This window comes from Segetibacter aerophilus (assembly GCF_007991655.1).
Taxonomy (GTDB): domain Bacteria; phylum Bacteroidota; class Bacteroidia; order Chitinophagales; family Chitinophagaceae; genus Segetibacter; species Segetibacter aerophilus.
In genome coordinates this window covers 333,043-358,757 of record NZ_BJYT01000001.1, presented here as the reverse complement: position 1 = coordinate 358,757, position 25,715 = coordinate 333,043, and the positions used below count along the sequence as shown (strand labels likewise).

The 25,715-nt window shown below is 41.2% G+C and carries 14 protein-coding genes; all 14 read right to left on the bottom strand.

Going from position 1 to position 25,715, the window contains the following annotated elements:
* Positions 1 to 383: 383 nt before the first annotated feature.
* The gene (locus tag SAE01_RS01475) at positions 384 to 1,745 is read right to left on the bottom strand and encodes a vanadium-dependent haloperoxidase (RefSeq protein ID WP_147201757.1); all 1,362 of its coding nucleotides are present in this window, start codon (positions 1,743 to 1,745) and stop codon (positions 384 to 386) included.
* Positions 1,742 to 5,311, bottom strand: coding sequence for a VCBS repeat-containing protein (locus SAE01_RS01470; RefSeq protein ID WP_147201756.1), 3,570 nt, complete (start codon positions 5,309 to 5,311; stop codon positions 1,742 to 1,744). The genes SAE01_RS01475 and SAE01_RS01470 overlap by 4 nt, the downstream gene beginning before the upstream one ends.
* Positions 5,312 to 5,580: 269 nt before the next feature.
* Positions 5,581 to 5,802 carry a hypothetical protein gene (locus SAE01_RS01465; protein WP_147201755.1) on the bottom strand — a complete coding sequence of 74 codons (222 nt, stop codon included), beginning with the start codon at positions 5,800 to 5,802 and terminating at the stop codon, positions 5,581 to 5,583.
* An 11-nt stretch (positions 5,803 to 5,813) separates the two neighbouring features.
* Positions 5,814 to 6,230 carry a hypothetical protein gene (locus SAE01_RS01460; protein WP_147201754.1) on the bottom strand — a complete coding sequence of 139 codons (417 nt, stop codon included), beginning with the start codon at positions 6,228 to 6,230 and terminating at the stop codon, positions 5,814 to 5,816.
* Between the two features lie 61 nt (positions 6,231 to 6,291).
* The gene (locus tag SAE01_RS01455; protein ID WP_147201753.1) at positions 6,292 to 8,373 is read right to left on the bottom strand and encodes a CehA/McbA family metallohydrolase domain-containing protein; all 2,082 of its coding nucleotides are present in this window, start codon (positions 8,371 to 8,373) and stop codon (positions 6,292 to 6,294) included.
* Positions 8,374 to 8,487: 114 nt separating this feature from the next.
* The gene (locus SAE01_RS01450; protein ID WP_147201752.1) at positions 8,488 to 10,536 is read right to left on the bottom strand and encodes a beta-L-arabinofuranosidase domain-containing protein; all 2,049 of its coding nucleotides are present in this window, start codon (positions 10,534 to 10,536) and stop codon (positions 8,488 to 8,490) included.
* 133 nt (positions 10,537 to 10,669) lie between these two features.
* The gene (locus SAE01_RS01445; protein ID WP_147201751.1) at positions 10,670 to 14,353 is read right to left on the bottom strand and encodes a PVC-type heme-binding CxxCH protein; all 3,684 of its coding nucleotides are present in this window, start codon (positions 14,351 to 14,353) and stop codon (positions 10,670 to 10,672) included.
* Positions 14,354 to 14,549: 196 nt separating this feature from the next.
* Complete coding sequence (locus tag SAE01_RS01440; protein ID WP_147201750.1) at positions 14,550 to 15,665, bottom strand: Gfo/Idh/MocA family protein; 1,116 nt, start codon at positions 15,663 to 15,665, stop codon at positions 14,550 to 14,552.
* 51 nt (positions 15,666 to 15,716) lie between these two features.
* A complete protein-coding gene (locus SAE01_RS01435; protein WP_147201749.1) occupies positions 15,717 to 16,484 on the bottom strand; it encodes a ThuA domain-containing protein in 768 nt (255 codons plus the stop codon).
* 248 nt (positions 16,485 to 16,732) lie between these two features.
* A complete protein-coding gene (locus SAE01_RS01430) occupies positions 16,733 to 17,440 on the bottom strand; it encodes a DUF3823 domain-containing protein (protein WP_147201748.1) in 708 nt (235 codons plus the stop codon).
* Between the two features lie 25 nt (positions 17,441 to 17,465).
* Positions 17,466 to 19,370 (bottom strand): RagB/SusD family nutrient uptake outer membrane protein, encoded by a 1,905-nt coding sequence (locus tag SAE01_RS01425; RefSeq protein WP_147201747.1) that lies wholly within the window; start codon positions 19,368 to 19,370, stop codon positions 17,466 to 17,468.
* A gap of 22 nt (positions 19,371 to 19,392) precedes the next feature.
* Positions 19,393 to 22,608 (bottom strand): SusC/RagA family TonB-linked outer membrane protein, encoded by a 3,216-nt coding sequence (locus tag SAE01_RS01420; RefSeq protein WP_147201746.1) that lies wholly within the window; start codon positions 22,606 to 22,608, stop codon positions 19,393 to 19,395.
* A 437-nt stretch (positions 22,609 to 23,045) separates the two neighbouring features.
* Entirely contained in the window at positions 23,046 to 24,470 is a 1,425-nt protein-coding gene (locus SAE01_RS01415) for a glycoside hydrolase family 125 protein (RefSeq protein WP_147201745.1), read from the bottom strand.
* Positions 24,471 to 24,545: 75 nt separating this feature from the next.
* Entirely contained in the window at positions 24,546 to 25,667 is a 1,122-nt protein-coding gene (locus SAE01_RS01410; RefSeq protein ID WP_147201744.1) for a glycoside hydrolase family 76 protein, read from the bottom strand.
* Positions 25,668 to 25,715 lie beyond the last annotated feature (48 nt).

Genomic DNA, 25,715 nt, shown 5'->3' with positions numbered 1-25,715 from the left:
TTTGAAATTCAAAGCTAAACTAATTTTTTAGATTACCCAACGCTTCCTTAAATTTTTTCAATTATTTTTCTTTGTTAAGAATGTGCGTCCACAGCAAGTGTATAATGGTAACGAGAGAAGTCTTATGGCAGAAATTGAAGCTTTTAAAAATCAAACCTCTATCTACTCTTATCATTTAATTGCAACTTAATCGGCAACAAAGGCATCTTTACAAGTAAGTGTCCAGATCGTGGATTTTTCCCAGAATAAAAAACAGTAATGAAAAAAGTTTTTATAGGTGTAGTGGTAATATTTATTGAAGAGATTATTGGCCTCTGCTTTTTTATTTATAGACTACTATTCTAAAGTTGGGAAGTAATCTAAAACAGCGCAAGGCACAAGTACTACTTCGCCACTTTCTCCTTTAGGACAGCCTGTTCATCGGTTCTTGTTCTTAATTTCCGACTTACAAATAATCCTATTTTTTTTCCTTCAAGTAAGCCATTGGTAATGGAAGGCATATAATGTATGCCTCCATAAAATCGACTTATCGCTGCTTCTTCTGCAGCGTTTTGAAAAGAAGTAAAATTTCGCGCAGGCAATCCAAACTCAAACTCAGTCGAATCAGTGTAAGAGAAATTTGCACCAAAAAACCTTGAAAGTACCACTGAGGCGGCAGCAGAGACCACGCTATGCCCGCTTGTATATTCAGGAAAGGGAGGCGTTTGAAGCAAAGGAACCCACTGAGCGTCGATGTACTGGTTGATGTAGGTTTCGGGCCGAATAACTTTACTTCTATACTTTTCATCCCAGCAACTAATAAAACAATCGGCAAGCGTGATAGCAAGACTAGCATACACCTCCGCTGATTTAGCCAGGTCTGCATTTGCTTTCCTGCAAGCCAATCTTGTTATATTAATCCAGTGACCACCAGGAGAAATCTTTTTTGTAGCAAACATTACATGTCCTCTCACATTCATTTTAAAAGGATTGCAGTCCCAAAAATTGGCTATTTCATTTTGTTCTTTAGAAAGCTTTAAACCTATCATCTGTACAGCCACCGCCTCCTGGTAAAACTTACTTTTTTTGCTGAATGAAAAAGGGGTTGGCGGTAAAGGCTTGAATTGAGCAGCCGAGTCAATAACAAAAGTTCTGATTTTATTCCAGTGAGGTTCTATGGCTTTTATGTATGCAGGAGGTGTAGGTTTCCAGGTGGCCGGGTCGTCAGTTACTGCGTACTTTGCAAAGGTGCGAGTCTGCTTATAGTTATCCTGCCCTGCCCATTTAAGAATATGATCTGCCACTTTCTGACCGTAAGCAATAGAGTTATTAAAGACATCTTCAGGTATCCCGTCATCCTTAAATTCTTGCAGGAGTTTGGCTTTAAATGCTTCAATTTTCTCTTCTGAAACGACCAATGCTTTACCCACGGTAAGGATTGCCTGAACGGCAGCAAGTGACGGACTATAATCTGCGGCAGTTGGTTTCGGAAGCGAAGTAAGTTGATGTAATTGGCCGGCAAAACTGCGATACCGTTCGTTGTTCTGTGGAATAATGGATTCGTATGCAGCAATGCAAACGTAAGCATACGTGCGGCAGGCAACAGGCGGAGAATATATATCATGCACCATCACATCTGTGACCTCTTTAATCGCACGATGTAAGTAAACCGCGTTTTCGGTTTTCTCTTTCCAAGATCTTGCACAGGCGTCCAAAGTAGAACCTGCAAGGGCAATTGTAAAAAGTATTACAACTACTACTTTCATAGCACTTCCCTTTTTAGGCCTTTGAAATTGATAATTGTCATTTTCTCCAACCCTTTTGCAAAAGGAATCTTCCTTGATGATTGGGACAAATAAGTTGATCCGTAATAAAACTCAACCTTTCGTCTTGTACCGTCTTTGTATACAAACTCTGCAGCACAATCATCAGGGCGTAAGCTGACCCATTTAGAAACTACTGAAGTCTTTAAAGGGTTTTTTGAGAAAGCAATCAGGCTGTCCTGGTTTTGTGTAGCTATCAGTAAATCTTCGTTTTTTGCTGTATGAATTTGTGCCAGTCCTTTTGCATCCCCTTTTACAAAAAATCCGCTCTCGGCAGGTGTGAGATGGCTAAAGTTTCCTCTTCCATCACCTTTTAAATAAAGGCCCATAAATGCATCGTGTCGACCGCTGTAAGGTTCTATTCCGAAGTCGTTGCCCACCATCATTACATCCAGGTTTCCGTCGTTGTCAAAGTCTTCAGCCACCATCCCATACACCGGAGCAGCCTGCGCCTGGAACGGTAGAGGTTTGATTGAAAAATGGCCGTTTCCTTCGTTTTGAATAAAAGAGGAAGCCATGTCGTTGGCCCGCATTACAATAGCGTCCTGCCTGTCCTTAGTACTCCAAAAATCATCCATTGTTGCTACTGCGTACGCTTTATAGGTCGGGTATTTTTTACGCGTAGACACTAACTGGCTTACCATATCATCCTTAGTAGCCATGGGATAAGGCTTCGTCGTACCGTCCTCTGCTTTTAAATAACAAAAAACCATGGCATCTAAAGAGCCATTGTTGTCGAGATCTTTTGCTAGTATGGTAATAGGTTCTGAAACCGACGCTTTATAATTTGTGTTTAGACCAAGGTTACCAGCTATGTAATCTATGTCGCCATCGTTGTCAAAATCGCCGGCTGCCAGGCTGTTCCACCAGCCGAGATGGTTTTCTAATCCCGTGTTGGTCACCTTGACAAGGCCTTTGCCGGTGTTCTTAAACACGGTTACCGGCATCCATTCTCCAGCAACGATAAGATCTACTTTACCGTCGTTGTCAAAGTCACTCCATAAGCCATCTGTAATCATTCCAGCATACTGCAGTTCAGGACAATATGCTGAGGTAACATCAGTGAACTTACCGGCGTCGTTTTTAAGAATTAAGCTCTTCGGTGTAACGGGATAAGAGCCTGAAACTACCCGACCTCCCACAAAAAGATCAAGATCTCCATCACCGTCAATATCTGCAGCCCGCACGCACGATCCGTTAGTGGAGTCTTTAGGCAGCGCACCGACGTTTTTTACAAACCTACCTTTACCATTATTTAAAAACAACCGGTCGTTACTGATTGGATGGTTCGGCGGAATTTCATAACTACCACTTACGATATATAAGTCAAGGTCTTTGTCATTGTCCACATCAAACAAGAGAACGCCCATGTCTTCATACAAACGATCTTCTTTCTGTAAAAATCGCGTAGAGTCAAGCGCGAACTTACCAAGTGCGTCTTGCATAAAGAAAACGCCGGGGTTACCCGATGTTCCGCCAACATAAAAATCTTCAAAACCATTATTGTCTATATCACCGACGGCAATGCCCGGACCGTATTGACTAAGTTTATGAGGAATGGTAGGTTGAATATTATAATCGACAAAGTCTCTTTCTTTTGGCTTGAACTTTATTCCGTACTTCGAGGAAGCGTTGGTGAAAAGAGGTACGCTGGTATTTAGCGAAGGAGCTTTATCTAAATTAGAAGCGTCTTTACCAGAAACGGTAATTGTCTTGTCGACACCGACGCTAGTAAGCAATTGTGTTTTACCATTCGGCCATACTACCCTGATAGAGTCAACTACAGTAGCTGAGCCGAGGCCAAAATGAGCGCGGTAGTCATCTGTTGAAAGGTAACCACGAGCAGGCTGATGCTCGTAGAACTGCTGCTTTCCCGCGTAGTAAGCCTTAAGAGTTGTACCGATGCCGTTAATGTTTTTATCCTGGCCTTCAATCTTTACAGTCAACGTATGAGACAAGCCTCGCTGGCCGTTACTGTTTGCAGTATTTTCATAAAGGAAAGCTTCGTCATTGATATTATTGATAACAATATCAAGATCGCCGTCGTTATCGAGGTCGGCGTAAGCAGCACCATTTGAAAACGCCGCCTTGTCTAGTCCCCAGGTTGCAGTGGTATTTTGAAAGGAAAGCCCGTCCGTATTTTTGAAGGCATAATTGGCGAGTTTTACGACAGGCAAAGAATCTGTCATAGAAAGTGTGTACTTGCCGCCGATGCCTCCCTGGCCATTGTTGTAGGTGATATAGTCAAGATCCGTTACATCACGTGGTAAGCCGTTGGAGATAATGAGGTCGCGCAGTCCATCATTATCGAAATCAGCGACGAGAGGACACCAACTCCAGTCCGTCTGGTAAACCCCAGCCATATAGCCAACATCATTAAATATGGGATGAGAGCCGGGAATGTTGCCGCTATTTATTTGAAGCACGTTGCGCACATACTGATGCTCATAGCCGTACTTTTCGTTGTTTGTATAGTTGTAGTATTCGTTACCGCTTAGCATGCGCTTCTTGCGCATGTTTGTTTCAGGAAGCATCTCGAGTGATATCAGATCGACAAAGCCGTCGTTGTTGATGTCGACCGCGTCAGTTCCCATTGCGTTCCAACCAGTGTGTTTGAAGTATTCCCCGAGCCGATTCGTAAAAGTCCCGTTTTTATTATTTATGTAACAAAGGTCATTTGAAACAAAATCGTTTGCTACGTATATGTCTGGCCATCCGTCGAGATTGATGTCGGTAATGCAGGCGGCATGGCCCCACCCTTCTATTAAAATACCTGCTTCTTTTGAAACATTCTTAAAAGTTCCATTCCCATTATTTCGATATAAACGATCGGTGTTGGCTGCAGTTCCGTCTGTTACTTTGGGCCGGAACTTAATGGGTGTTTTAGGATCATAAATTTCGTTTGTGACGAGGTACATGTCCAAATCTCCGTCTTTATCATAATCGAAAAAGTACGCCTGGGTACTAAAGCCGGTATCAGCAATGCCATAGGCTGCAGCAGATTCTTTAAAGGTCGGAACGCCTTCCTTATTTACTCCCTGGTTGACGTATAAAAGATTGGTGCGACCGGTGACATTGTTTTTAAGGAACGAAGCACAGACATAGATGTCTAACAAACCATCATTATTGATGTCTATTACTGAAACACCAGTACACCATCTTCCTGCCCCATCAACACCTGCTGCTGTGGTGACATCCTCAAATTTCAGCGAGCCCTTGTTTATATACAAGCGGTTAGAAACCATATTGCCGGCAAAATAAATATCAGGAAGTCCGTCGTTGTTGAAGTCGCCGATTCCCACGCCACCGCCATTGTATATATTGGCTTGATTGAGAATGTTCAAGCTGTCACTTTCCGTAATTGTATTAGCAAAGCCAACGCCCGTTTGTGATGAGGGTAATAAACGGAACAGGGTATTAGTAGTATTTTGAGTAAATCCTTTTAGAGCAAGAAATAAAAAAATTGATAAAAATTTAAAGCGACTCGTTAGCATTATCCCACACTTCATTATCTGAAATTAATAAGACGCAATGTAATATTTTTCTCTGTTTTATATATTTCTCTTAAAACTTCGTAAAAGTATGCGGATGCGAAGTATGGAGAAAAGAGTGACGACTTCACAATGCTTGTGATACTTAAGTGGATGTTGAAAATGGGTGAGGTAAAAGGTTAGCTGATCGTAGCTACTCAGTAAAAGAGTGCGACGCAAGAAAAGATTCGCAACGCTGAAATGCCCGGTCAGAAAAACTTACTTTTATATTTCATAAAACCCCTCTCCTATTGATTGCAAAATTGAATAACCTTGATCAAATCCTGCGCGTTTTTGAAATCTACTTTATTTTCTTTTACAAACTTTTTTATCGCCTCCGCCCTGTCAGGAAACAAGTCCTCTGTGTTTTTTTCTGACTTAATAATGTAGTAATTATTGTTCTTCCTTAACCAGTAAACAGTCTTGTCTATTGTTTTATAATCGTCGGGAAGCTTTAGTCTATAGACCATACCAGCAGCTCTTATTTCGCTAATATTTGTGACGGCGGCAGTTTGTGAAGAGCCACCAATCCGCTGTTGTTTCCCGGAGGTATGAGTTGCATTTTATGCTGTATAAACAAGGGTATCTTCCCGGTTGTTGCAACTTCGTAAAATACGTTTCCAAAAGGTATAAACTTTCGATCCTCAATATATACTGTGTCAATATTTTCTATCTTGTCTAAAGCTAGTTGTTTACCGCCCTGGTCAAAGATCATTTCCTCGGTTACTGTATTATAATTGAATAAGGCTTTGTTGACCTCACCTGATTTTTGCTTAGCTGTACCCTCTACAAAGGTTGGAAAAACGTAAGGGTTAATGGGCGCGGTGTACCCGTTCTCTTGAGCGCGAAGTGAGTTTATCGAGACAAGCAGACAAACAGCCACGAACACGTGTTTCATACTTTGTTTGTTTTATTGAGTGTTTCGAATTTTTGATGAAAGCGCTTTCTAAAGTTACACTTTATTTTAGCCAAACTGATTGCGTGAACGCACCGTTTACTGCTACATCCCACGCTTCAAGCCGCACCCACTTCATATTTTTCACGTTTACAGGAAATGTAAATTTTTGTTTTCCGAAAGATGTCGTGTGGTTAAGGTTAATCCTTTTTCTAAAGACTTGTTTACCATCGCCTGAAATGATTTCGACAAAATTTAAAGGGAAGGTCCAGTTGATGTTGACGGCAATCGATGCTTTTCCGGTAGCATCTAACTGCACTGTTTCACCTGCTCCTTTTCCATTAACCGTAAATGCAGGAAACAGAATTTCTCCGGTACTTGAAAAGAAGCGGCCCTTTTCCATAGCCGTTAATATTGGCTGCCATCCCTTTTCGAATTCAGGCAGTTTATCCAGCTGTAGGTAGTTGACGTTAAGATGTGCATACAGCTCATTCTCGGGTTCGATCGAAAACAAATCTGCCTCTGCAATAACATGTTTTTGTAAGCCCCAGTTATTCATATCATCCATCAAATCGAAAACACGCCGGCTTAAAGTCGGCAATGATAAATCGCCGGGAATCGCTTTCCATGCAGCTCCCATAAAACGGTCTGATTTAAAAAATGCTTCGTCTTTATATTTATCTGGGAAGCCCGTAGATCCTTTTGTTCGTGCGTGTGCGGTCCATGCAAGTCCTTTCTCCGTCTGAAGCAAATTCAGCATTTCTTCTTTGTTATTGACCCGGTACACTTTGCCATACTTTGGATCGTTCGTTACGAAAGGCATCTCCGGTTTTCTCGACATAATCCAGTAAACGGGCTTTGGGAAGAATTGCATCCAGTGGCCACCAAAAAACTCGTTCGGCTCTTCTCCGGGCAATAAGAGAAATTTACTGTCGGATAGTCTTTTACATTGGTCAAATAACGCTTTTAATTCTGTCAGCCTTTGTTCATCCGGTCCCTTTGGATGGGCGGTATAATGAAACTCGCCAAGATGAACAATGTCAACGCCGGTGTTTTTAAAGACAGAAACAAAGTTTGGCTTCTCGGGTATTGGCTTTCCTTTTAACACCACGCTCATGATAAATTCATTATGAAAATGGCTCGACATGGTTTTGTAGCCAGGCAAAGTGACGTAGGCGTCGTTGTGTGTAAACTTCTTAACCTCTTCTAAAGCCCTGCCCCCTTTTTCAGTACTTATAAGGCAGAAGAAATTTAGCCGTTGGTTCGTTTTAGGGGGCGCGTTGAACCACGGAACGTAACGCCTGTCACCGTACAAGTCTTGCCTTATACCTAAACCAAAGTCGGGAATCATCTTCCGGTAATTACTGCCGTACCAAACAAATTTGAGATTGAACGCTTCGTCAAGAGGATAAAAATATTGGTGCGGAGCAGGAAACACTGCAAGGCTACCCTGTCCACTTTCGCCTACCACTGTGCGATACTTCACTTCAAGATTTCGGCTGGTATCAGATTGGTTAGCAGTAGCTGATTGAAGTTGATTTTTGGTATCAGACCAAACGATGTTCTTCCATACAGGCGTTTTACTCACCAGCCCTGCATCGTACACGATAGCCGTCGAATCAACATTTGTAGCAAGTACCGCAGCTACATTGAAAAGAGGACTGCCATTATAGAAAGTAATTTCCAGTGCACCTTTAAAAGAAGCCGATTGCATATTAGAAATACGCACGACCGTTTGAGAACCGGAGGTTACAACTGAAGCGCTTCTTTTGTCGAAGTCAACAGTGTAAGACTGGTGTGGCTTATCAGGAACTTTATCAAAGAAGATATTCCAGCCGTTTTGGGAGACAAGGTCTCTTTTACCCACCGTTAATACAAAAGCCGGATCTAGGTTTTGGGCAATTTTTTTAAATGTTCCCTTATTAGTTGATTCTATAGTTTTAACCAATGGCTTGCCTTTTTCGAGATCGAGCAATAATCTGGCATGTTCTGTTTTACCCACTGGCCAACTTACAGTGATTAGATTTCCGCTTACCACCACCTTTGCCGGACTCTTTGTATTGTAACCGGAAAGGTCTACCCTAACCTGGCTACGCGAACATGAAGCGGACAGAAGAAATAGTAAAAAGAGAGTAGTATAGCGCATACGATTTTAGCGTTAGCTGATGGTACGTTTTAGAAATGCGAAGGATGATAAATAAGGCTTGTAGAAAAATCCCTCATGAAAAAAATTTTCTATGGTGTTGAGGCTTGAAAAGTTCTACTTGACCACAGGGAAGGCTGATATTCTCAAACGCGCTCCTCCCATTGGCACCAGGGTTAAAGTGGTTACGGGCTCTTCAGTTATCACAGGGCTTTGAGGTAATACGGCAACCAATCCGTACTTGTCAATCCCCCATGCAGGTATCTTTTTTCCGGTCGCTATAATTTCTATTGGCGCGGTAGCATTGGTAAAAGGGTTATTATTCACCGGCCACTTTTTCTTTACTACTTTAAAGGAATTTCGGGGGTTTTGTTCATCTATCAATAGTCCATAATTCCATTCCGACCCGGGAAGAATTTCATAAGACGGCCACTTCTTGGGGTCCGCACCCTCCTGCCATCTTGAATCTCCGATAGCAGTTTCCTTGCTATCTTTCTGAACATAATCTTCCTTAATCCTTAAAGAATAAGTCAACGGTCCATAATCTACGCTAACACTATTTTTGTTCTTTTCCCATTTCCTGATCTCTAACTCCATTGGTAACTCCAGTAAGACTTTGTCACCATTCTTCCAGTTGTTGGTTAGCTTGATATAGCCCGTGCGATCTGCTTCAAGAGCCAACGTTCTTCCGTTTATTTTGACAGATGCTTTTTTACACCAGGCAGGAACACGGAGGTATAAAGGGAACGTGACAGCTTTTGGAGTATTCACAGTAAAAGCAACCTGGTCTTCAAAAGGATACCGGGTGATTTGAACAATTCTAACCTTTGTACCGTCACCCACTTTCGCACTAACTGAGTTTTCAAAATACAATTGAGCAGCTAAGCCATTATCAGGAGTTGCCATCCAGCTATTTTCAGAATAATAAACCCAACCGGCGGCGTGATTGTGCTGGCAGCAACGGCTGCTAAAAGGATTCATCATTAAGAAAGGGCCGTTGTTATCGATGCCGGGAGCATGATTTTTACTATCGCTGATAGCCATGTTAGGGGCGGTTAAATATCGAAGCGCTTTATAATTGGGAGTAAAGGCCGCCGAAAAAGTATTGAAGGCTATGTCTTCTGCATTTTCTGCCCAGAGAGGATCGCCGGTAATGCCAAGCAACATATTATCAGAAGTAATTTGCTCTACCATTCCACAGGTCTCAATTGCCTGCCTTGGATCGTCGTATCCTTTTCTCGCGTTTTCATCTGAGCCAAACATCCCTCCCGGAACTTGCCCATACAGGTCTCTTACTAATTTGAAATTATTGTAGGTTGCCTTCAGATCCGCCTGGTTATTGCTTTGCTGGAAATATTGCGCAGGCTCGCGGAAACTCTGCGCAATGTTTACGTTGTGCCAGTTTGGAAGATTGTTTTCCTGCCGCCAGTTTGCAGTGTTTTTATCAATTTTTGTCGCCAGCTCCAATAAAAATTTCTCTCCCGTTTGATTGTATAGCCAATAGACACTTGAAAGGTTATCCCCACCACGGCTTTTCTCCCAATAATCTTCGAGAAATTTATTATCAGGAATGGTCAGTTGCCACTTGAAGTACTTCGTCATCAACTTAATAACTCGTGGGTCTTTTGAATATTCGTAATAAGACTGCAGGCACCAGAGCATTGGCATGTTCGTCCACAGGTCTCGCTTTCCCGCGCCCTTCTCCACCGCCGGACCAAAGTCTCCGTTGTCTCTTTGATTATTCAGTACTGCATCTATCCAAAATTTTGCTTCGCTGATCATCTTCTGATCATTCAAAACATAACCAATGTTGCCGTACCCTTTTAGCCAGTATGGCAATTCTTCCCAGCCGTATTTACCCTTGCCTTCTTTATTCAACCACGCGTTGTCTTTTTTCGAAAGCCAAATGCTGATCTCACCAAGATTGCCTGTCAGACCTTCTTTCTGTAGTTCTAGCGCCTTTTTTACCCAACCTCCCGGTTTAATACTGGCAACAGGAAGTTTTACGAAATATTGATTTTGGAGAGGTGCTTTATTGGTGAGGTAAAACTTGTTCGTACCACTGTTGGAGATGCGGCTTAATACTTCAGCCTTTTGCCCTGCTGACCTTGCTACTATTGCGAGAGCCATTAAAGTATAGCAAAGTGTTTTAATTGCTTTTGTCATTTTTATTAAGTTGGAACTAAAACTGATGCTGACCATAAACGACTTCCCTCCTTATTGATTTTAGTTCATTGTAACTATATAAGCATTGTAAAAGGAAACCTTGACAATCTACACAAATGATCTTTTTGTTGCCTTATTTCGTTACCCGTAAAATTCCATTCATAATTCTCCAATGTCCGGGAAAAGTACAGATAAACGGATAATCACCGGGAGTTGTCGGAGCAACAAATTGCATGGTTCCATCTTCCCCTGGTCCAAGGAGTTTTATAAATTGTAACACCTCAGGAATTCGGGGCACGTATTGTTTGTCTGCACCTTTAGGATCTGCTGCAAGTGCATCTGCCGCCGCGCCTACTTTTTGCGTGGTTCCTGGTTTTATGATCACCATGTTATGCTGCATTACATCAGGGTTTTCAAGATTGATGGTAACCTTTTGCCCTGCCTTAACCGTTAGAAGTGTTTTGCTATACTTCATTACGTTTGGAACAACTTTTAAATTGATCTCTATTGAAGGCAACGTTTTCGTAGTAGTTACCTTTCCCGTAGGAGTAGTTGAATTTTTAGCGCTCGGCGTAGAAGAGTTGAGGTTGGTTTTAGAAGGCCTCTTCAATTCTATTGTGGCGGTCTGCAGGTTGCCTGTTAAACCGTAGGTGCCTTCATACACACCCATCTTATCCTCCGTATTAAAGTCCTGGGAAGTACGAACGTTTTGTAGCAAGTTTTGCTTAAATAGCGAAGGTGCTTTCGCGTGCGCAACTTCGTTCCCGTCAATACTAAGACCAATCTCGCCATTGCCAGAAAGGGTTGCGAGAAAATCAAATTTATCAGGTACAGCTGTCTCTGATGTTGCGGTGAAGTTTTGTCCATCTTGCTTTACTACCATCGTTAATTTGCCATTCTGAATATAAATTCCATAACCTGCAGTTTTCCCTCCCTGGGCTAAAATCACTCCCTGTAATTCACGTTGTTCCTGCTTTGAAACGGTGCCTTTTATGATGATCTCTTTTCCGGCTACATCAGGCGAGTATTGCATTGCTCCTCTTCGAGGGAGCGTATAAATTTCGTTGCTTAATGCCTTGCTGATCCTGTCCGTAAAACTTGATTGTCCTAGCTCCGGAGAAGCCGGCGGAGCTTTTAAAGCGGCGGCACGAAATCCATCTTCATGTGTGATCGCTGCTGCAAGTAAAGCTTTAGCGATCCACTCATCGTCTCCATTTTCTGGTCTAAGAGATGCTGCAAATATTAACTCACCCAGCTTAGAGGAAGCGGGCATAGTAATGATTGCTTTAATAGCTGCAAGCCGCGTATTTAAATTAGGATCATTTATTAAGTTACTACTTTGAATGATTTCGATAGATTGTTGAGTTTTTGGCAAAACCTCTACCGCTGCTTTTCTAACCCCGGCTGCGGGATGAGATAAAGCCTTTACAACAACTTGTAAAGCCTCTGCATTTGAACCGTCTAATACTCCAAGTCCGTGGAGCGTCCACAAAGCATGAACAGTAGGGCTGTTTAAACCAACCTCATCGACTTTTTGATTATTTATAATGTTATACAAAAAAGGCAGCGCCTGCATATTTTTCGATTCGACGATAAGACGCTGAGCAGTCATTCGCCAAAACATATTCTCGTTCTGAAGCGCTGCTAACAGGTTAGGCAAATCATCTTTTGATAATTTTAAAGCAGTGACAGGCTTAGCATTTTTGTAAATAACCCGGTAAATACGTCCATAGCTAATATCCCTTAATGGACTGATAAAGGCATTTCCCTGGCCTCGAGGCTGCTCTTTAAACGGCAACACCATTTCAGATGGCGCCTGCCTTTCTACAAATACATTGTGTTGAATGATGAAGTTGTACCAGTCTGCGACCCACACGGCTCCGTCAGGTCCTACCTCTGCCTGTACGGGGCCAAACCATTCGTCGGAGCTGGCCATTAAATTCCATTTATCTTTTTCGACAAAACCTGCACCTTTTGGTTCTATCAAAGCATTATGAAGAAGTCTTACGGTAGGCTCACAAACAAAAGCCATCCGGTTCCAATACTCTTTTGGGAAACTTCTGGCAGTATACAAATGATGGCCTGCTGCAGAAGTAAACCCGCCGACAACATCAACCTGGCGGATATTTGGTGTCATAGTATGCGCATCATAATGACCATCGATTTTTTGCACCGGCAAAATAGACGGTGTCGTATTAGCCGCATCAGACGAGGCGTTTGGCAGTGCACGTTGCATATACTTTCCAGACATTGAATAGTAGGCACTATGTGTATTATTCGCGGTAGATATAAAGACATTGTTATCTTCAGAAAAACCTAAACCCCAGGTGTTGTTACTTGTGTTTGCAAGAAATTCGAAGTCTGTTCCATCAGGTTTTACATGATATACTCCCGTTCTAAAATTCAAGGTCTTGCCATCTTTAGTAGTTCCATTAAAGCCTGACCCTACTACTCCCCAAATTTTATTATCAAACCCATATTGAAGGTTAGATGGACCGAAGTGTGTATCTCCTTTATCCCATCCGGTCATGACATTTTCACGAATATCTGCTTTATCGTCGCCGTTGGTATCTTTCAGAAAAACGAAGTATGGAGCCATTGAAACGATCACACCACCATTTGCAAAGACCATACTTGTAGGTATATTTAGCTTATCTGCAAAAACAGTGAATTTATCAGCCTTACCATCACCATCAGTATCCTCGCAAATTTTAATACGGTCGTTGGCAGCACCGTCAGTTTCTAGAAACGTGTTGGGGTAATCTACCGACTCAACGATCCACAAACGACCTTTTTCGTCCCACGACATCGCGATAGGATTGGTTATATCAGGCTCACTTGCAAACAGCTTCACCTCAAAATCAACCGGCACCTGTGTGAGCTTCATTGAATTTTCGGGGCTCAGGGCCTCCTGCATTTTGGGAACAATATGACGTTTTGTAAAATCGCCCTCAATCTCAGGGCTGTAAATACTTACGTTCGGCCGATTTAGTCTTGCTATCTGGTCCTTCACATCATCTCCGATTGCCCATAGCACTCCGTTGTTAACCAATTTCATAAAGCCTGCCTTGGTCCATGTGCTATCATTGTGACCGTACGCAGTATAAAAAACACGGCCTTTTCCTTGCTTGCGAATCCATGTCCATGGCTCTCTTGTAGCGCCATCCACGCGTTCCATCAGTACTGTCTTGTCGCTATTAATTTTTTGGTGGATATACTTCTCATCCCAGGTATCAAACTCAGACAAACCCTGCATAACAGGGTTATTGGCATTTACAATATTTGCCGTAAAATTGCCCGTAGTCTCTGACTGGTATTGGGCACCTACCGCTTTAATATACCACTCCGAATTTCTAAAACAACCCGCTGCGCAATGGATGGGTACAAGCCCCTTTCCTCCTTCGACAAAACTTTTTAAAGCGGCTTCCTGTGCAGGAGATATACTATCATGATTTGAATAAATGATCAGACCGTCATACTTATTCAGGTTTTCGGTATTCAAATCATTCATTTCGGTTGTATACGTGACGTTGATACCAATCTTAAATAAAGAGATAGCAAGCCACGGAGCATATTTTCCTGCATCATGGTGTTTTTCAAGATTCCCTAAAAACAGCACTTCGCCCCTTCTTGGATTTTTAAGGTTTGTATTCGCGACCTTTTTCGTTGAACTTGCAGTTAAAGAACCGACACTCGCTGCAGCGTTATCGTTGTTGGTTGTATTGGAATTGGCATTGGTTTTACCAAGCCGCACTTTATTTGAGCATCCGCTCAATAGCCAGAAGGTGGCAACCAATATCACAGTAGCTTTCCTCATTTTATTAAATATTAAATTGGATGTGACTACTCTTGCAACCCGTCTTATTTCCCTTTACTTTTCTACTATTAGATAAAGTAAGCAAATAGAGAATCGGGTTGAAAGTAGTTACACCAGGTTGAAGATTCGTACTAGTTTTGGAAGAAGATATTCCTGTGTACCTCTATATCGATACGAGCTTTAAAGAAAATAGACCCTATAATTCAAAATCAGGAATATTAATCCTTTTACCATTGTTCATTGCTGATTCGTGCGCGCAGATACCGGCACAAGTGTAATTAGCCGCAACATCGGCGTCAACAGCCGAGTTACGATTTTCAACAATTGCTGCTAAAAACTCTTGTACTAAATGCGGATGCGATCCGCCGTGCCCTGCTCCTTGCAAAAACGAAACGTGGTTCGGATCGTCTATTTTTTCTCTTTTGGTAAAATGTGCTATTTCAGGAATTAATAGCGCGTCAGTATCTGGAACATCAATTCTTCTTGCGTTTTCACCGCCGTCAAAAATCACATGACTTTCATCCTGCAACTGCTCCCATTCAAAAGACATTTTTGTACCGTATACATCATAACTCTCCCTGTACTGCCTTACGACGTCAAAGAGGGATCTCGTCGCTTCAGCAACCACATCAGAGTTCTTTAGAGTAAATGTTGCTGTCTCTACAGCGAAAGGTGATCCATACCTGCTTGCCAAATCGTCGCTTAACCTTCCTGATCCATGGCAAACAACAGTTTCAGCCTTTGTGTTATTGATTCTTAAAAGAGGTGAAATTGCATGAGTTCCATTCCACATTGGAGGAAAGCCTTTCCAGTATTCGCCCCAACCTTCCATACTCATATCCTGTATGTGAGATCCTCTTACAAATTGTATTCTTCCGAGTTGACCCGTTTCTGCAAGATGCAATCCATATAAAAATTCGCGTGTATACAAAGCTGTTTCCATCATCATATACACCTTCCTGGCTTTTCTTTTTGCTTCAACAATAGCTTTGCAATCTTCCACCGATGTTGCCATCGGTATGGTGCAGGCCGTGTGTTTGTTTGCATTTAAAGAGGCAAGCACCATTCTTGCGTGATCAGGAACAGGTGTAACGACATGTATTGCATCTACATCAGCTCTTAGAGGAACGTCTTCAAAATTTTGAAAACAAAGATTTTTGTCAAGATTAAATTTCGCGGCCAACTCATCAAGTGTATTTTGATTGCGGGTACAGATACCGACCGCCTTGATGTTAGGATGGTTTTGGTAAATGGGAATAAACTCTTTGCCAAAGCCCATTCCTACAATGACCACTGTTATTTTTTCATTCATTGTTTTACTTTTTAATAGCAATCGTTAAGCTGTATTTGGGGACAAGAAAAATTATTTTCGAGCTACCCATTTAATTGCATTCTTTAAAATGGTTTGATAAGGAGCAATATCATGTGACTCTGCATCATGTCCCAATGCTATACCTACAATCCGTGCTTTCGGATTTTTTATTACAAAAACAGAAGGATAAATCTTATCCGACCCTTCACTGCTTGCATTTGCCAATACGTCGATGCCAGGACCGGCAGCGTCAGGTATATAATAATATAGCTCATCCTTTAAATTAAACTTGCCTGAAATCCCTTTAGTAACAGGATGATTTTGATTGATGACCGTTACATCGAAGGGTCCGTATTTATTGTGCCCCCTCGATCCTCCGCTTACCAGCTGTAGATTATACTCGGGCCAGTCTTTCCAATTATACCACAGAGCGGCATGTGCAAGAACCAATCCTTTTCCAGCATTAACATGATTGAAGATGGCTCGCCTAACAGCAGGATTGGCTATTGGCTGGTTGTTGCTTAGATACAGTACGTCCGCATTAGGCAAGAAATTGAGAATAGAGTCTGTGTTAGAAGTGTATGTTACCGTAGCAAATCCATCTCTTTCAAGTGTCGCAGCATCTGCTTGCTTATACCATCGATTGAAGTCGTGTGAGCTGCCGCCGCCTACAATAAGGACTTTAATACTTTTCGCCTTACTATTTCCGCTTGCGGCAGAGTTTACTTTACATTGAAATAGCACCAGGCTAAAGATGATCAGGAGAAAAGGTAAAAATCTTTTAGCCGGAAATTTGAATACTAAAGGAATACTATGCATAAGAATGAATATTATACTCAATTAATGTGAAGCAAGGACAGGATCTTTTCGTAAGATGGAGAAGGCCGTACATCTTCTCGCCAAGTAAAGATGTAGTCAGGAAGTCCTTTTCTAAATAAGTTAGAAAGACAATAATTTAAAAAAGGCCATTTTATCAAACATTGAAAATGGCCTTTTTAACTTATAAAAAATGATCAATAAGATTTTTAAAGTAATACGCTTCCTGGTTTTCTAATTCGCATGTTCGTCTAAAAAGTAATCTTCTGCACCGGGGAGAAAATATAACTATTCAAATTTTTGATTCTTAATCCAACACGTGCAAACACATAATTCTGCGCCGGAACGATTGTAGGGATAGGAACCTCCATACTAATGTTATTTGGATCGGTGATAGCAGTGCCGGCTAAATTCGTTGATGCAATTCTCTCATTTCCGTCATCAGAAACAAACGCTGTTTTATTTATCAGGAGTACCACTTTGTCAATGTCTTTGGCTGAGGCAATATCTGTCACAACCTTCTCGACTTTAAAAGTTGCCTTTACTTTACCACCGCTTGCTGATAATTGAGGCGTCCTAATCATATAGTAGGGTGTAACCTCAATATTAAGATTCTTGTTCTCGTTCAGACTTATTCCTATAGAGTCTGGTTTGCCTGCAGCAGTTTTATTCCAAATAAATGGGACAGAACCATTGGTAACAGTAAGTTTATAATCGCCAGGAAATAGCACAGAAGAAAAATTTCCCTCCTGTGTGAAAAACTGACCTATTGCTCCTACTAGCCCGAAACCGTATTGGTACAACTCGTAACCAACCTGGTTGTACTGTAACTGTAATGGCTCTCCTTTGTAAACCAGCTTTCCTGTTAGTGCCCGAGAAGGTGGGGTATAGTTATCTTTTTTACAAGATAAAGCTGTCATTGCGATAAAGGCAATGGCTACTGTATAATAAATTTTCATGTTCTATATTTTACAATTAAAACAATTATTGGTTAGGTTGCTTTACAATCTTAGGATTTGCACTGGTAATGGCGTCGCTGATTTGAGAATAATAATTACCGAGACGAAATCTAAGTGTTCCTGTTACTTTACTAGGTAAAACAATATCATAGAGCCATTTTCCATTATTTGGATTTCCTGGATTATAATACTTGTAAGGCCAAAAGCCATACGGTTGCGTATTTCTTTTTGTTGCTACACCTATATTACTTAGGAGGTCAGAAACTGTCATTTGTTGTCCGTCCCAGACAATATGTGCAAGTCTCCAACGCTTCATATCGAACAAGTAATGTCCTTCAAAAGCAAGTTCAACTCTGCGCTCATGAACAATTTTATTGAAAGTAACGTCAGCAGCGGTTAATGGAATGGTAAGTCCCGCCCTTGCTCTAACCATATTCATATATTTAGCAGCATCAGCAGTCTGTCCTAATTCAAAAGCAGCTTCCGCAGCATTTAGTAGAACTTCTGCGTACCTGTATCTTATAAACGCTACTCCACTATTTGTACCTCTGGATCCTGCACCAGGTGTTGGATCAAGATATTTACGAAGGTAGAAACCGCTTTGAGTTCTTTTCTCATTTCCATCATACGGACCATCTTTACCTAATACCTGTACAGGTGTGGTAGTACCAGGTAAAGGCACGAGCTTGCTTGCATCCTGGTTTGTAAGAACCGAACCGTCGGCCAATTTGTAGCCGGCCCAGATGTCTAAAGGCTGCCCTTTAAAAGAAGATCCAGGCAACATAACAGTACCGGCTAAACGAGCGTCCCGTCCTGCAAAAATATCAATTGGATTATTGTAATAGATAGGATTGCCTGATGCATCTCTATAGGGAAGTGGAGCATAAGTATTGTCCAGCTTTTCAAAGGATTCTACCAAGTTTAGGGAAGGATTCAAACGTCCCGCATCTCCGTTCGCAGACTCTTCTCCTGAAGAAAAAGGCTGGTTATTGGTTGTAAAACCATGCACTTTAGACGTTTTTACCTTGTAATCCTCTATTAGGATAGATTCGGTATTTGTATTATCCTTGTCCAAAAATAGTTGCGCGAAATTTTCAGCGAGGTCTGCTTTTCGCTGATACAACGCATATCCATCTTTTCCATCTATAATCTCTTTCGCCGCGCGAAGAGCAATTACATAATACTCATTTCCTTTACTAAATGGAATTCCAACTTCCGCACCCGGAAGAGAAACTAAAGGAGTATTTGCTCCGTATTTTGCAATTGAACCTGCATATAGTGCTGCCCGTGCTTCCATCGCCAGTGCAGCTCCCCTGGTAGCCCTTGATTTTTCGTTTGCAGTTGCAGGCAGCAAATTTTTGATAGCTTCCGCTTCACTTATCACAAAATCGTATACCTCTGATTCTTTTGCTCTTGGTCTCTGAAGATAAGTGGGGTCTCCGCTGAAATCATACAGCAATGGTTCTAAGATTAAAGGCACTCCCCCCATTCTTTTCGCCATCTCAAAGTAATAGTTAGCACGAAGAAACCGGCCTTCAGCCATAAACCTTGCTTTGTCCGGTGCGGATAAAGTCTTTGCCGCGCTATCCCTTTGGATAAAGAGATTAAGTTCCCTGATATATCCATAGTTATATGAATTCCATGCGTCATAATTCCATTGATTACTTTGCACAATACCATAACTACCTGCATCGGAAGGAAAGCTTTCACCAAAATCAGCAAAAGAAGTCCAACCCGAATTAAAGCTTGAAAAATCGGCCTGTCGCGTGTATAGATTGGCGAGAATTGATACTACTTGTGCAGGATCAGAAAAGGCTTGTTCATTGTTTAATATGGACGTAGGGGTAATATTTAAAAACTCACTGTCTTTTTTGCATGACCCAAGTCCTGTAAGAAGGGCTATGAGTAATATTAGAATATTTCTTTTCATTGAAAATATATTAAAAATAATGTTATAGGGAAATATGAACACCCACATTGATAACCTTAGATTGAGGATGCTGAAGACCATTGTCATCACTTATTTCCGGGTCAACACCGAACTGTTTCAAGTTATCAAAGGAGATTAAGTTGTATGCATTTAGATATAAACGAAAGCCTTGAACACCAGCCCGACGTAAAATAGTAGGTGGTATCGTGTACCCTAACTCGAGCGTTCTAAGTCTAACATAAGTCACGTCATGCAACCAGAAAGTAGAATTCCGATTTCCTTGCACTTCATAATCAATGTGACTTGGACCAACATTATACCTGTTTGCAGGGTATTTACCCGGGATCCAAGGGCTGGTTACATCATAAATGTCTGCATGATGCCACCTGTCTTCAAATATGGTATTAAAATTTCCGTCATTTTGGAAAGCCCATCTTGTCTCCCAGTTTTGATTCCAGGTATAACCGGATGCACCTGAAAAGTCGGCGTGGAAATCAAAGTTTTTGTAATTAGCACCCACAGTAAATCCAAAATTGATATATGGTTGTGTTCCTAACCCAGAGCCTATGGGACGCTGATCATACTGGTCGATTTTGCCATCCCCGTTCTGATCTTTATAAATTAGGTCACCAGGTAGTAACGTGCTGTTTCCCTTTCCATCAATATTAACCGGGTAATTATTGATTTGTTCCTGTGATGTAAATTGTCCGTCAGCCACGTATCCCCAATTTATATTCCTGTAACGGTCTACACCTGAGTTTCGGTATTGATCCCAGGAGTTGGTAAATCTAGGTTTGTAAAAGTCTAATGTTTTACCGCGGGCATAACCAAAATTTCCCCCCACGTTAAAATTGACTTTTTTCGCCAAAGTACCGTTGTAAGCTATAGACATTTCCCCACCGAACTGAGCATCACTATTAAGATTTTCTGCTGGTAATGCATATCCTATTTCAGATGGAAGTACAACATCAGATTTGGAAGCAATTAAACCAGTACGTTTACGATAGAAATAGTCAAATGTTCCCGACAGCTTATTATTGAAAAATCCGTAATCAAGTCCAATATCCGTTACCTTACTTTTTAACCAACTCAAATTGGTAATAGGTACTCCAGCATCGGCAGAACCTACAACTGCATTTCCGCCGAAAATGGCAGTACCGGAGTTATAGTTATATCCTTCAAGATATCCAAACTCACGAACCAAAGGCTGGCTTGCATTGCTTGGATTTCTATCATCACCTAATACACCATAGTTACCTCTTATTTTCAGTTCACTTAGTATAGACTTGGCACCTATAATTTTTTGAGCAAATGGCTCCTGTGTTATTCTCCATCCTGCAGAAATGTTGGGAAAGTAACCAACACGGTGTTGAGGTGGAAACAGATATGATGCGTCCCTTCTTGCGGCTGCTTCTAAATAGTACCTATTTGCATAGCTGTAATTTATACGGCCTACATAACCAATACGTGCTGTTCTGTCATCACTGTCCTGGTACTGGTCTGCAGTAGGAAAATAAATAAGTGGTAAAGCATTCGTAGTAGGAGAAGCGTGTATCCAGTTTCTAAGGCGAGTAGTTTTCAATCTCTCTGCAACAACGGTTGCGCCTACTGTGTGCTCCCCAAAAGTGTTGTTGTAATTTAACTGCCCTTGTACGGTAGTATTTATTTGTTTTATCTGTTCGCGCTCTCTCCATGGATTTGTACTTCCGTTGGTACGTTCATACACTCCTGTTGCAGGCCTATAGGTATAAGCATCGTAAGTGTATTCATGGTTATTTAATAGCTTGTCCGCAATATAGTAGGAGTATACACCTCTTGCAGTAAGTCCTTTAATACCTGGAATTTGATATTCAGCGTCGAAATTTGTTTGCATTACACGCCAGTCCTCTTTGTACCTACCGGCGATCTTATAATTAAGATAGGCCCAGTTGACTTCAGTTCTATTACCATTATCTGCCAGGTAATCAGGATTGTCGTTAGCATAAGGCCTGAGAGTAGGGAGGTTTCTATAAATAGCTTGTCTTGCATTATTATAGTCGTCAGTGCCTGGCAATCCCGGGTTTTCCCGTGTTTCAATCCGCCCATTTATTTGCACGCCTACTTTAAGCCTTTTGTTAACCTGTGCAGTAACATTCGATTGAATGTTTGTCCTGTTAAACTTAAATTCTCTGCCCAACACAGAAGTCTGGTGCAAGTTGGTGGCAGATAAATAATAATTTACTTTATCAGATCCACCTGTTAGGTTTATGTTGACAGAGTTTTGAGGGGCACCGTTTTTAACAATAAAATCCTTCCAGTTAAAACTTCTATAAGCGGGGTCTGTTCCTGCTTTCCATTTATCCAGTTCTGCTTGTGTATAAGAAGTTTTGCCGTTTGAATTCATTTCTGATTCCGCCCTGAACCGTGCGTAGTCGTACGAGTTATTTGTGACAGTCGGAAACCTTGTCCAACTCTGACCTCCTGCGTAAGCATCAATATTAATTCTGGTACCCTGATTAATCCTACCCTTTTTTGTAGTTACCAAAACAACCCCGTTGGCAGCACGAACCCCATAAATGGCGGCGGAACCATCCTTTAGTACTGAAATGCTTTCTATATCGTTCGGAGCAAGATTGTTAAACTGACCGGCATCCTGCTGAATACCATCTATAACAAATAGCGGCTCACCCATGTTACGAATTTGAACATTCGCACCAGCGCCTGGGCGCCCTTCTGCCATTCTAAAAGTAACACCCGCTATTTTACCTGCTAACCCAGAACTTACAGTAGCACCTGCGTGCACACGATCCAGATCCTTAGCGGTTACGGTAGAAATGGCACCTGTTATTGATTGCTTGGTCTTTGTACCATAACCAACCACTACTACATCGTTTAAACCAGTGATATCTGGCATTAAAGTAATATTATAAGATCCGCCGGCTGAAATTGCCTGAGTAAACGGTTTCATTCCAACATAGGTAAATAGAAGAGCTCTGTCTGCTGTAGTAGTATTGATAGAAAAACTGCCATTTTCGTTGGTAACAGCATTTCTTTTTGAGCGGTCAGTAGCAACGGTTACACCTTGTAGCGGTTTGCCTGTTGAGTCAGAAACATTACCCGTTACAGTAGTTGTCTGAGCTTTTCCAATGAAGGAAGTAAGAAGAAAAAGGAATAGAAAGATTTTGGGCGGCGTAATTACTTGACGCCATGTCGCCTTTTTTGCTAATTTCTCAAGTAGAGTGTAGCAGTCAATTTTCATAATGCAAGTTTTAGTTAGTCGAAAGAGTAAGTTTTCTAGAATTCAGATCTTAAAGAGTGTAGTTGTTTGTAGTAGTTTTATTCATAAGCATATTTTTTAAATTGTTTTGGAAGAACGGCCTAAGGCCTTCAAAATTGAACTTCATCCAAGCTATGACGATGTTTATTGTACTGTTAATGCTTTGTAAATATATAGGAAAACAATGTAATAAAAATTCATTTTCCCTGAATCAATTTTGATCAAAGTTGTGCACAAAAACGATGAGTTATGTTTTGCTTACAGTTACATTGTTTTCGGTAAACCATTGTGACTTTACGCCAATTTATAAACGCCTTTGCATTCTTTACCAACGGTCCATTTGCCTGGTAAATCACTTACTTAAGAACTTAATCGGAAGGAGAGTTTTTCGGGAACCAATTACACTTGATAAAGTTTTCTTATGAAAGCAGCTGTGGCTTTTCTTTATACGTTTTCCATAAAAACTCCCCAAAAAGAGTGTTAGCCCAGGCGAACCATTTCCGTGAGAATTTTTTGGGATCATCCTTATGAAACGATTCATGCATAAAGCCGGTGTCTCCATGCGTTGTTCTTAAAAGGTTGATACAGTTCCTGATTTCTGTGTTATCGTTGCTAGTGAGACCTCGCATTGTAATTGCCATTGGCCAAATCATATCCTTCCCGACATGCGGGCCGCCCACACCTTCTCCCGCTTTGCCTTTATAAAAGAACGGATTTGTCTCTGACAGCACCAGCTTCCGTGTATTGATGTACACTGGATCATTATTTTTTACTGCGCCTAAATAAGGAAGGGATAGCAGGCTTGGTACGTTAGCATCGTCCATAAGGTTGTAGCTGCCGTAACCGTTTACTTCGTAAGCGTACACCTTACCAAAAACCTTATGATCCACAGTTGCTTGTAATTTCAGGGCACTTTCTACTTCGGTTGCAAGCGCTAATAACTGGCTCGCTGTTCCTTGATCTTTTGCAATTGCCGTCATCATTTCTGCGGCCTGCCGTAAACTTACCACAGCAAAAAAGTTAGATGGAATAAGAAAAGGATACAAAGTCGCATCATCACTTGGTCTGAAGGCCGAGCAGATTAAACCAACAGGTTTAACAGGATAACCGTAACCGTTCATAGGTTGGGTATCTGTAGCATTCGTGGTGTTACGTTGAAACCGATATTGCCCTAAGTTTTCTTTTCGTTGCTGGTCTTTAAAAACCTGTAAAATTGCTTTTATCGATTGTTGCCATTGCTCATCAAAAGGTTTCGTGTTAGCTGTTATTTTCCAATAGTAATATGCAAGCCTGATAGGATAACACAATGAGTCGATTTCGTATTTTCTTTCGTGCACACCTTTTTTCATCGTAGTTCTATCTCTTGCCCACTCACTTTCTTTATTCTCGTCTTTGTAAAATGCATTAGCATAAGGGTCTCTTAAAATACAACTTTTCTGCCTGTTGATTACGCCAGCAATCAAACTGTCTAGCTCTTTATCCTGTTTGACAAATTGCATATACGGCCACACCTGCGCACTACTATCGCGAAGCCACATAGCATCGATATCACCGGTGATGACGTAAGTATCCGGAACATCATTTTTGATTGTATGGAAAACAGTTGTATCAAGTGTATTGGGAAAACAATTGGCAAACAGCCAGGCAAGCTCTTTATTTTTTACGTTCGCTGAGAATTCGGTTATCGCATTTTCAACAAGTTTACTTGAAAAGTTTCTCGATGCAGCAGGCACTCTTACAATAGGAAAGGTAGTATCAGGCGTGGCCGCAAAAGCGGAAGCTTTATTTAAAAGCAAGCCAGCACCAACCAAACCGGTATTTTGAATAAATGATCTTCTTTTCATAGTTATGATATATTTCTAATAGTTTTTGCAATAGTAAAAACTATCGAGGACGTTTATGTAATTGGTTGAATTTTTCTATTGCATGCTTCCAAGATCGTACTTGCCTTCAAGGAGAGCATAACGTGCAAGAATTTCGAGCAAACCTCCATGTGCCACCAGGTCACGCGGTTTAGTTTTTCCAAACAAACCCTGCTCGTTCTTATCATTTTGCAAAGTATTATCTAGGCACTTTTTAAAACCCAGGATATATTTCTTGTCGTTGTCGTATTGCAACAGATGCTGGTAGCCGCGTAATAGTACCGCGTTGAACCAATAGTTGTCCCGAAACTTATTATTGCCATAGAAGTATGGGAGTGAACTGTCGGCAATAGAAATCGCTTCCTTCAAATATTTTTTGTCCTTTGTACATTCATACAAGTACACATTTGATTGAAGCATCGTACCTGTGTTGTAAGAAAATTGTGCTCTGCCAATTCTTTTATTCTTTATGTCGATGTTATCATAATATAAACTGTAAGGAGATTTTAAATGAGCGTTAACCCAATTGTATAAAAGCAACGCCGTGTCCAGGTAAGCTTTGTTCTTTGTAGCCTTATACAGCTGCAAGGCCAAAATAATTCCAGGACCGTTTGAACAAGTGTTCTTAGAAATCTTCTTATTCTCCTGCCAGTAAATACCGCCAGTTAAAACGGTATCATAACCCGTCATCATGTACTTATAGATTTCGTTACCAACTGCCTGGTACTTTTTATTTTTCAACCTGGTAACCGCATCCATAGAAGTTATACCTATCCATTGGTTGTCGTCATAGAAGCGGTCGCCACCTTTAAATTTCATTAAGTAAGATGCATAGCCGGGAGCCGGCGGAGCAGGATCGTAATAATCTCTAATAATTTTTAAAATAGGTTCGAGAAGGTGTTGCTTCGGTTCGACTTTTTCAATTTCGTTGGCTGCCTGGTACATAGCACAAATCGGCCATAGGTACGAATATAAATTATGGTTTTTTTCTGGAGTCACAACTTCCTTATAATAGCCGGAAGCACTGTCGTAAAATTTTTTTTGAATAGCGGCTTGTAAAGATTTCATCTCGTTTTTGTAGAATCCCTTGCTGCTACTTTGAATGTTTTGAGCATTAATACTATTATAACCCAATAACATCACTACTAAAAAGAGCCTGCTTTTTTTCCTTACTATCATATTGATTGATCTGTTGTGAAATTCAACTTTGCTTTTATTGTAAGCTTA

Excerpts from the sequence above, each read along its gene's own strand:
- SAE01_RS01435 (WP_147201749.1), bottom strand. The coding sequence starts at position 16,484 with ATGCATAGTATTCCTTTAGTATTCAAATTTCCGGCTAAAAGATTTTTA.
- SAE01_RS01450 (WP_147201752.1), bottom strand. The coding sequence starts at position 10,536 with ATGACAAAAGCAATTAAAACACTTTGCTATACTTTAATGGCTCTCGCA.
- SAE01_RS01470 (WP_147201756.1), bottom strand. The coding sequence starts at position 5,311 with ATGAAGTGTGGGATAATGCTAACGAGTCGCTTTAAATTTTTATCAATT.
- SAE01_RS01460 (WP_147201754.1), bottom strand. The coding sequence starts at position 6,230 with ATGAAACACGTGTTCGTGGCTGTTTGTCTGCTTGTCTCGATAAACTCA.
- SAE01_RS01440 (WP_147201750.1), bottom strand. The coding sequence starts at position 15,665 with ATGAATGAAAAAATAACAGTGGTCATTGTAGGAATGGGCTTTGGCAAA.
- SAE01_RS01475 (WP_147201757.1), bottom strand. The coding sequence starts at position 1,745 with ATGAAAGTAGTAGTTGTAATACTTTTTACAATTGCCCTTGCAGGTTCT.
- SAE01_RS01420 (WP_147201746.1), bottom strand. The coding sequence starts at position 22,608 with ATGAAAATTGACTGCTACACTCTACTTGAGAAATTAGCAAAAAAGGCG.
- SAE01_RS01465 (WP_147201755.1), bottom strand. The coding sequence starts at position 5,802 with ATGGTCTATAGACTAAAGCTTCCCGACGATTATAAAACAATAGACAAG.
- SAE01_RS01415 (WP_147201745.1), bottom strand. The coding sequence starts at position 24,470 with ATGAAAAGAAGATCATTTATTCAAAATACCGGTTTGGTTGGTGCTGGC.
- SAE01_RS01430 (WP_147201748.1), bottom strand. The coding sequence starts at position 17,440 with ATGAAAATTTATTATACAGTAGCCATTGCCTTTATCGCAATGACAGCT.
- SAE01_RS01455 (WP_147201753.1), bottom strand. The coding sequence starts at position 8,373 with ATGCGCTATACTACTCTCTTTTTACTATTTCTTCTGTCCGCTTCATGT.
- SAE01_RS01425 (WP_147201747.1), bottom strand. The coding sequence starts at position 19,370 with ATGAAAAGAAATATTCTAATATTACTCATAGCCCTTCTTACAGGACTT.
- SAE01_RS01410 (WP_147201744.1), bottom strand. The coding sequence starts at position 25,667 with ATGATAGTAAGGAAAAAAAGCAGGCTCTTTTTAGTAGTGATGTTATTG.
- SAE01_RS01445 (WP_147201751.1), bottom strand. The coding sequence starts at position 14,353 with ATGAGGAAAGCTACTGTGATATTGGTTGCCACCTTCTGGCTATTGAGC.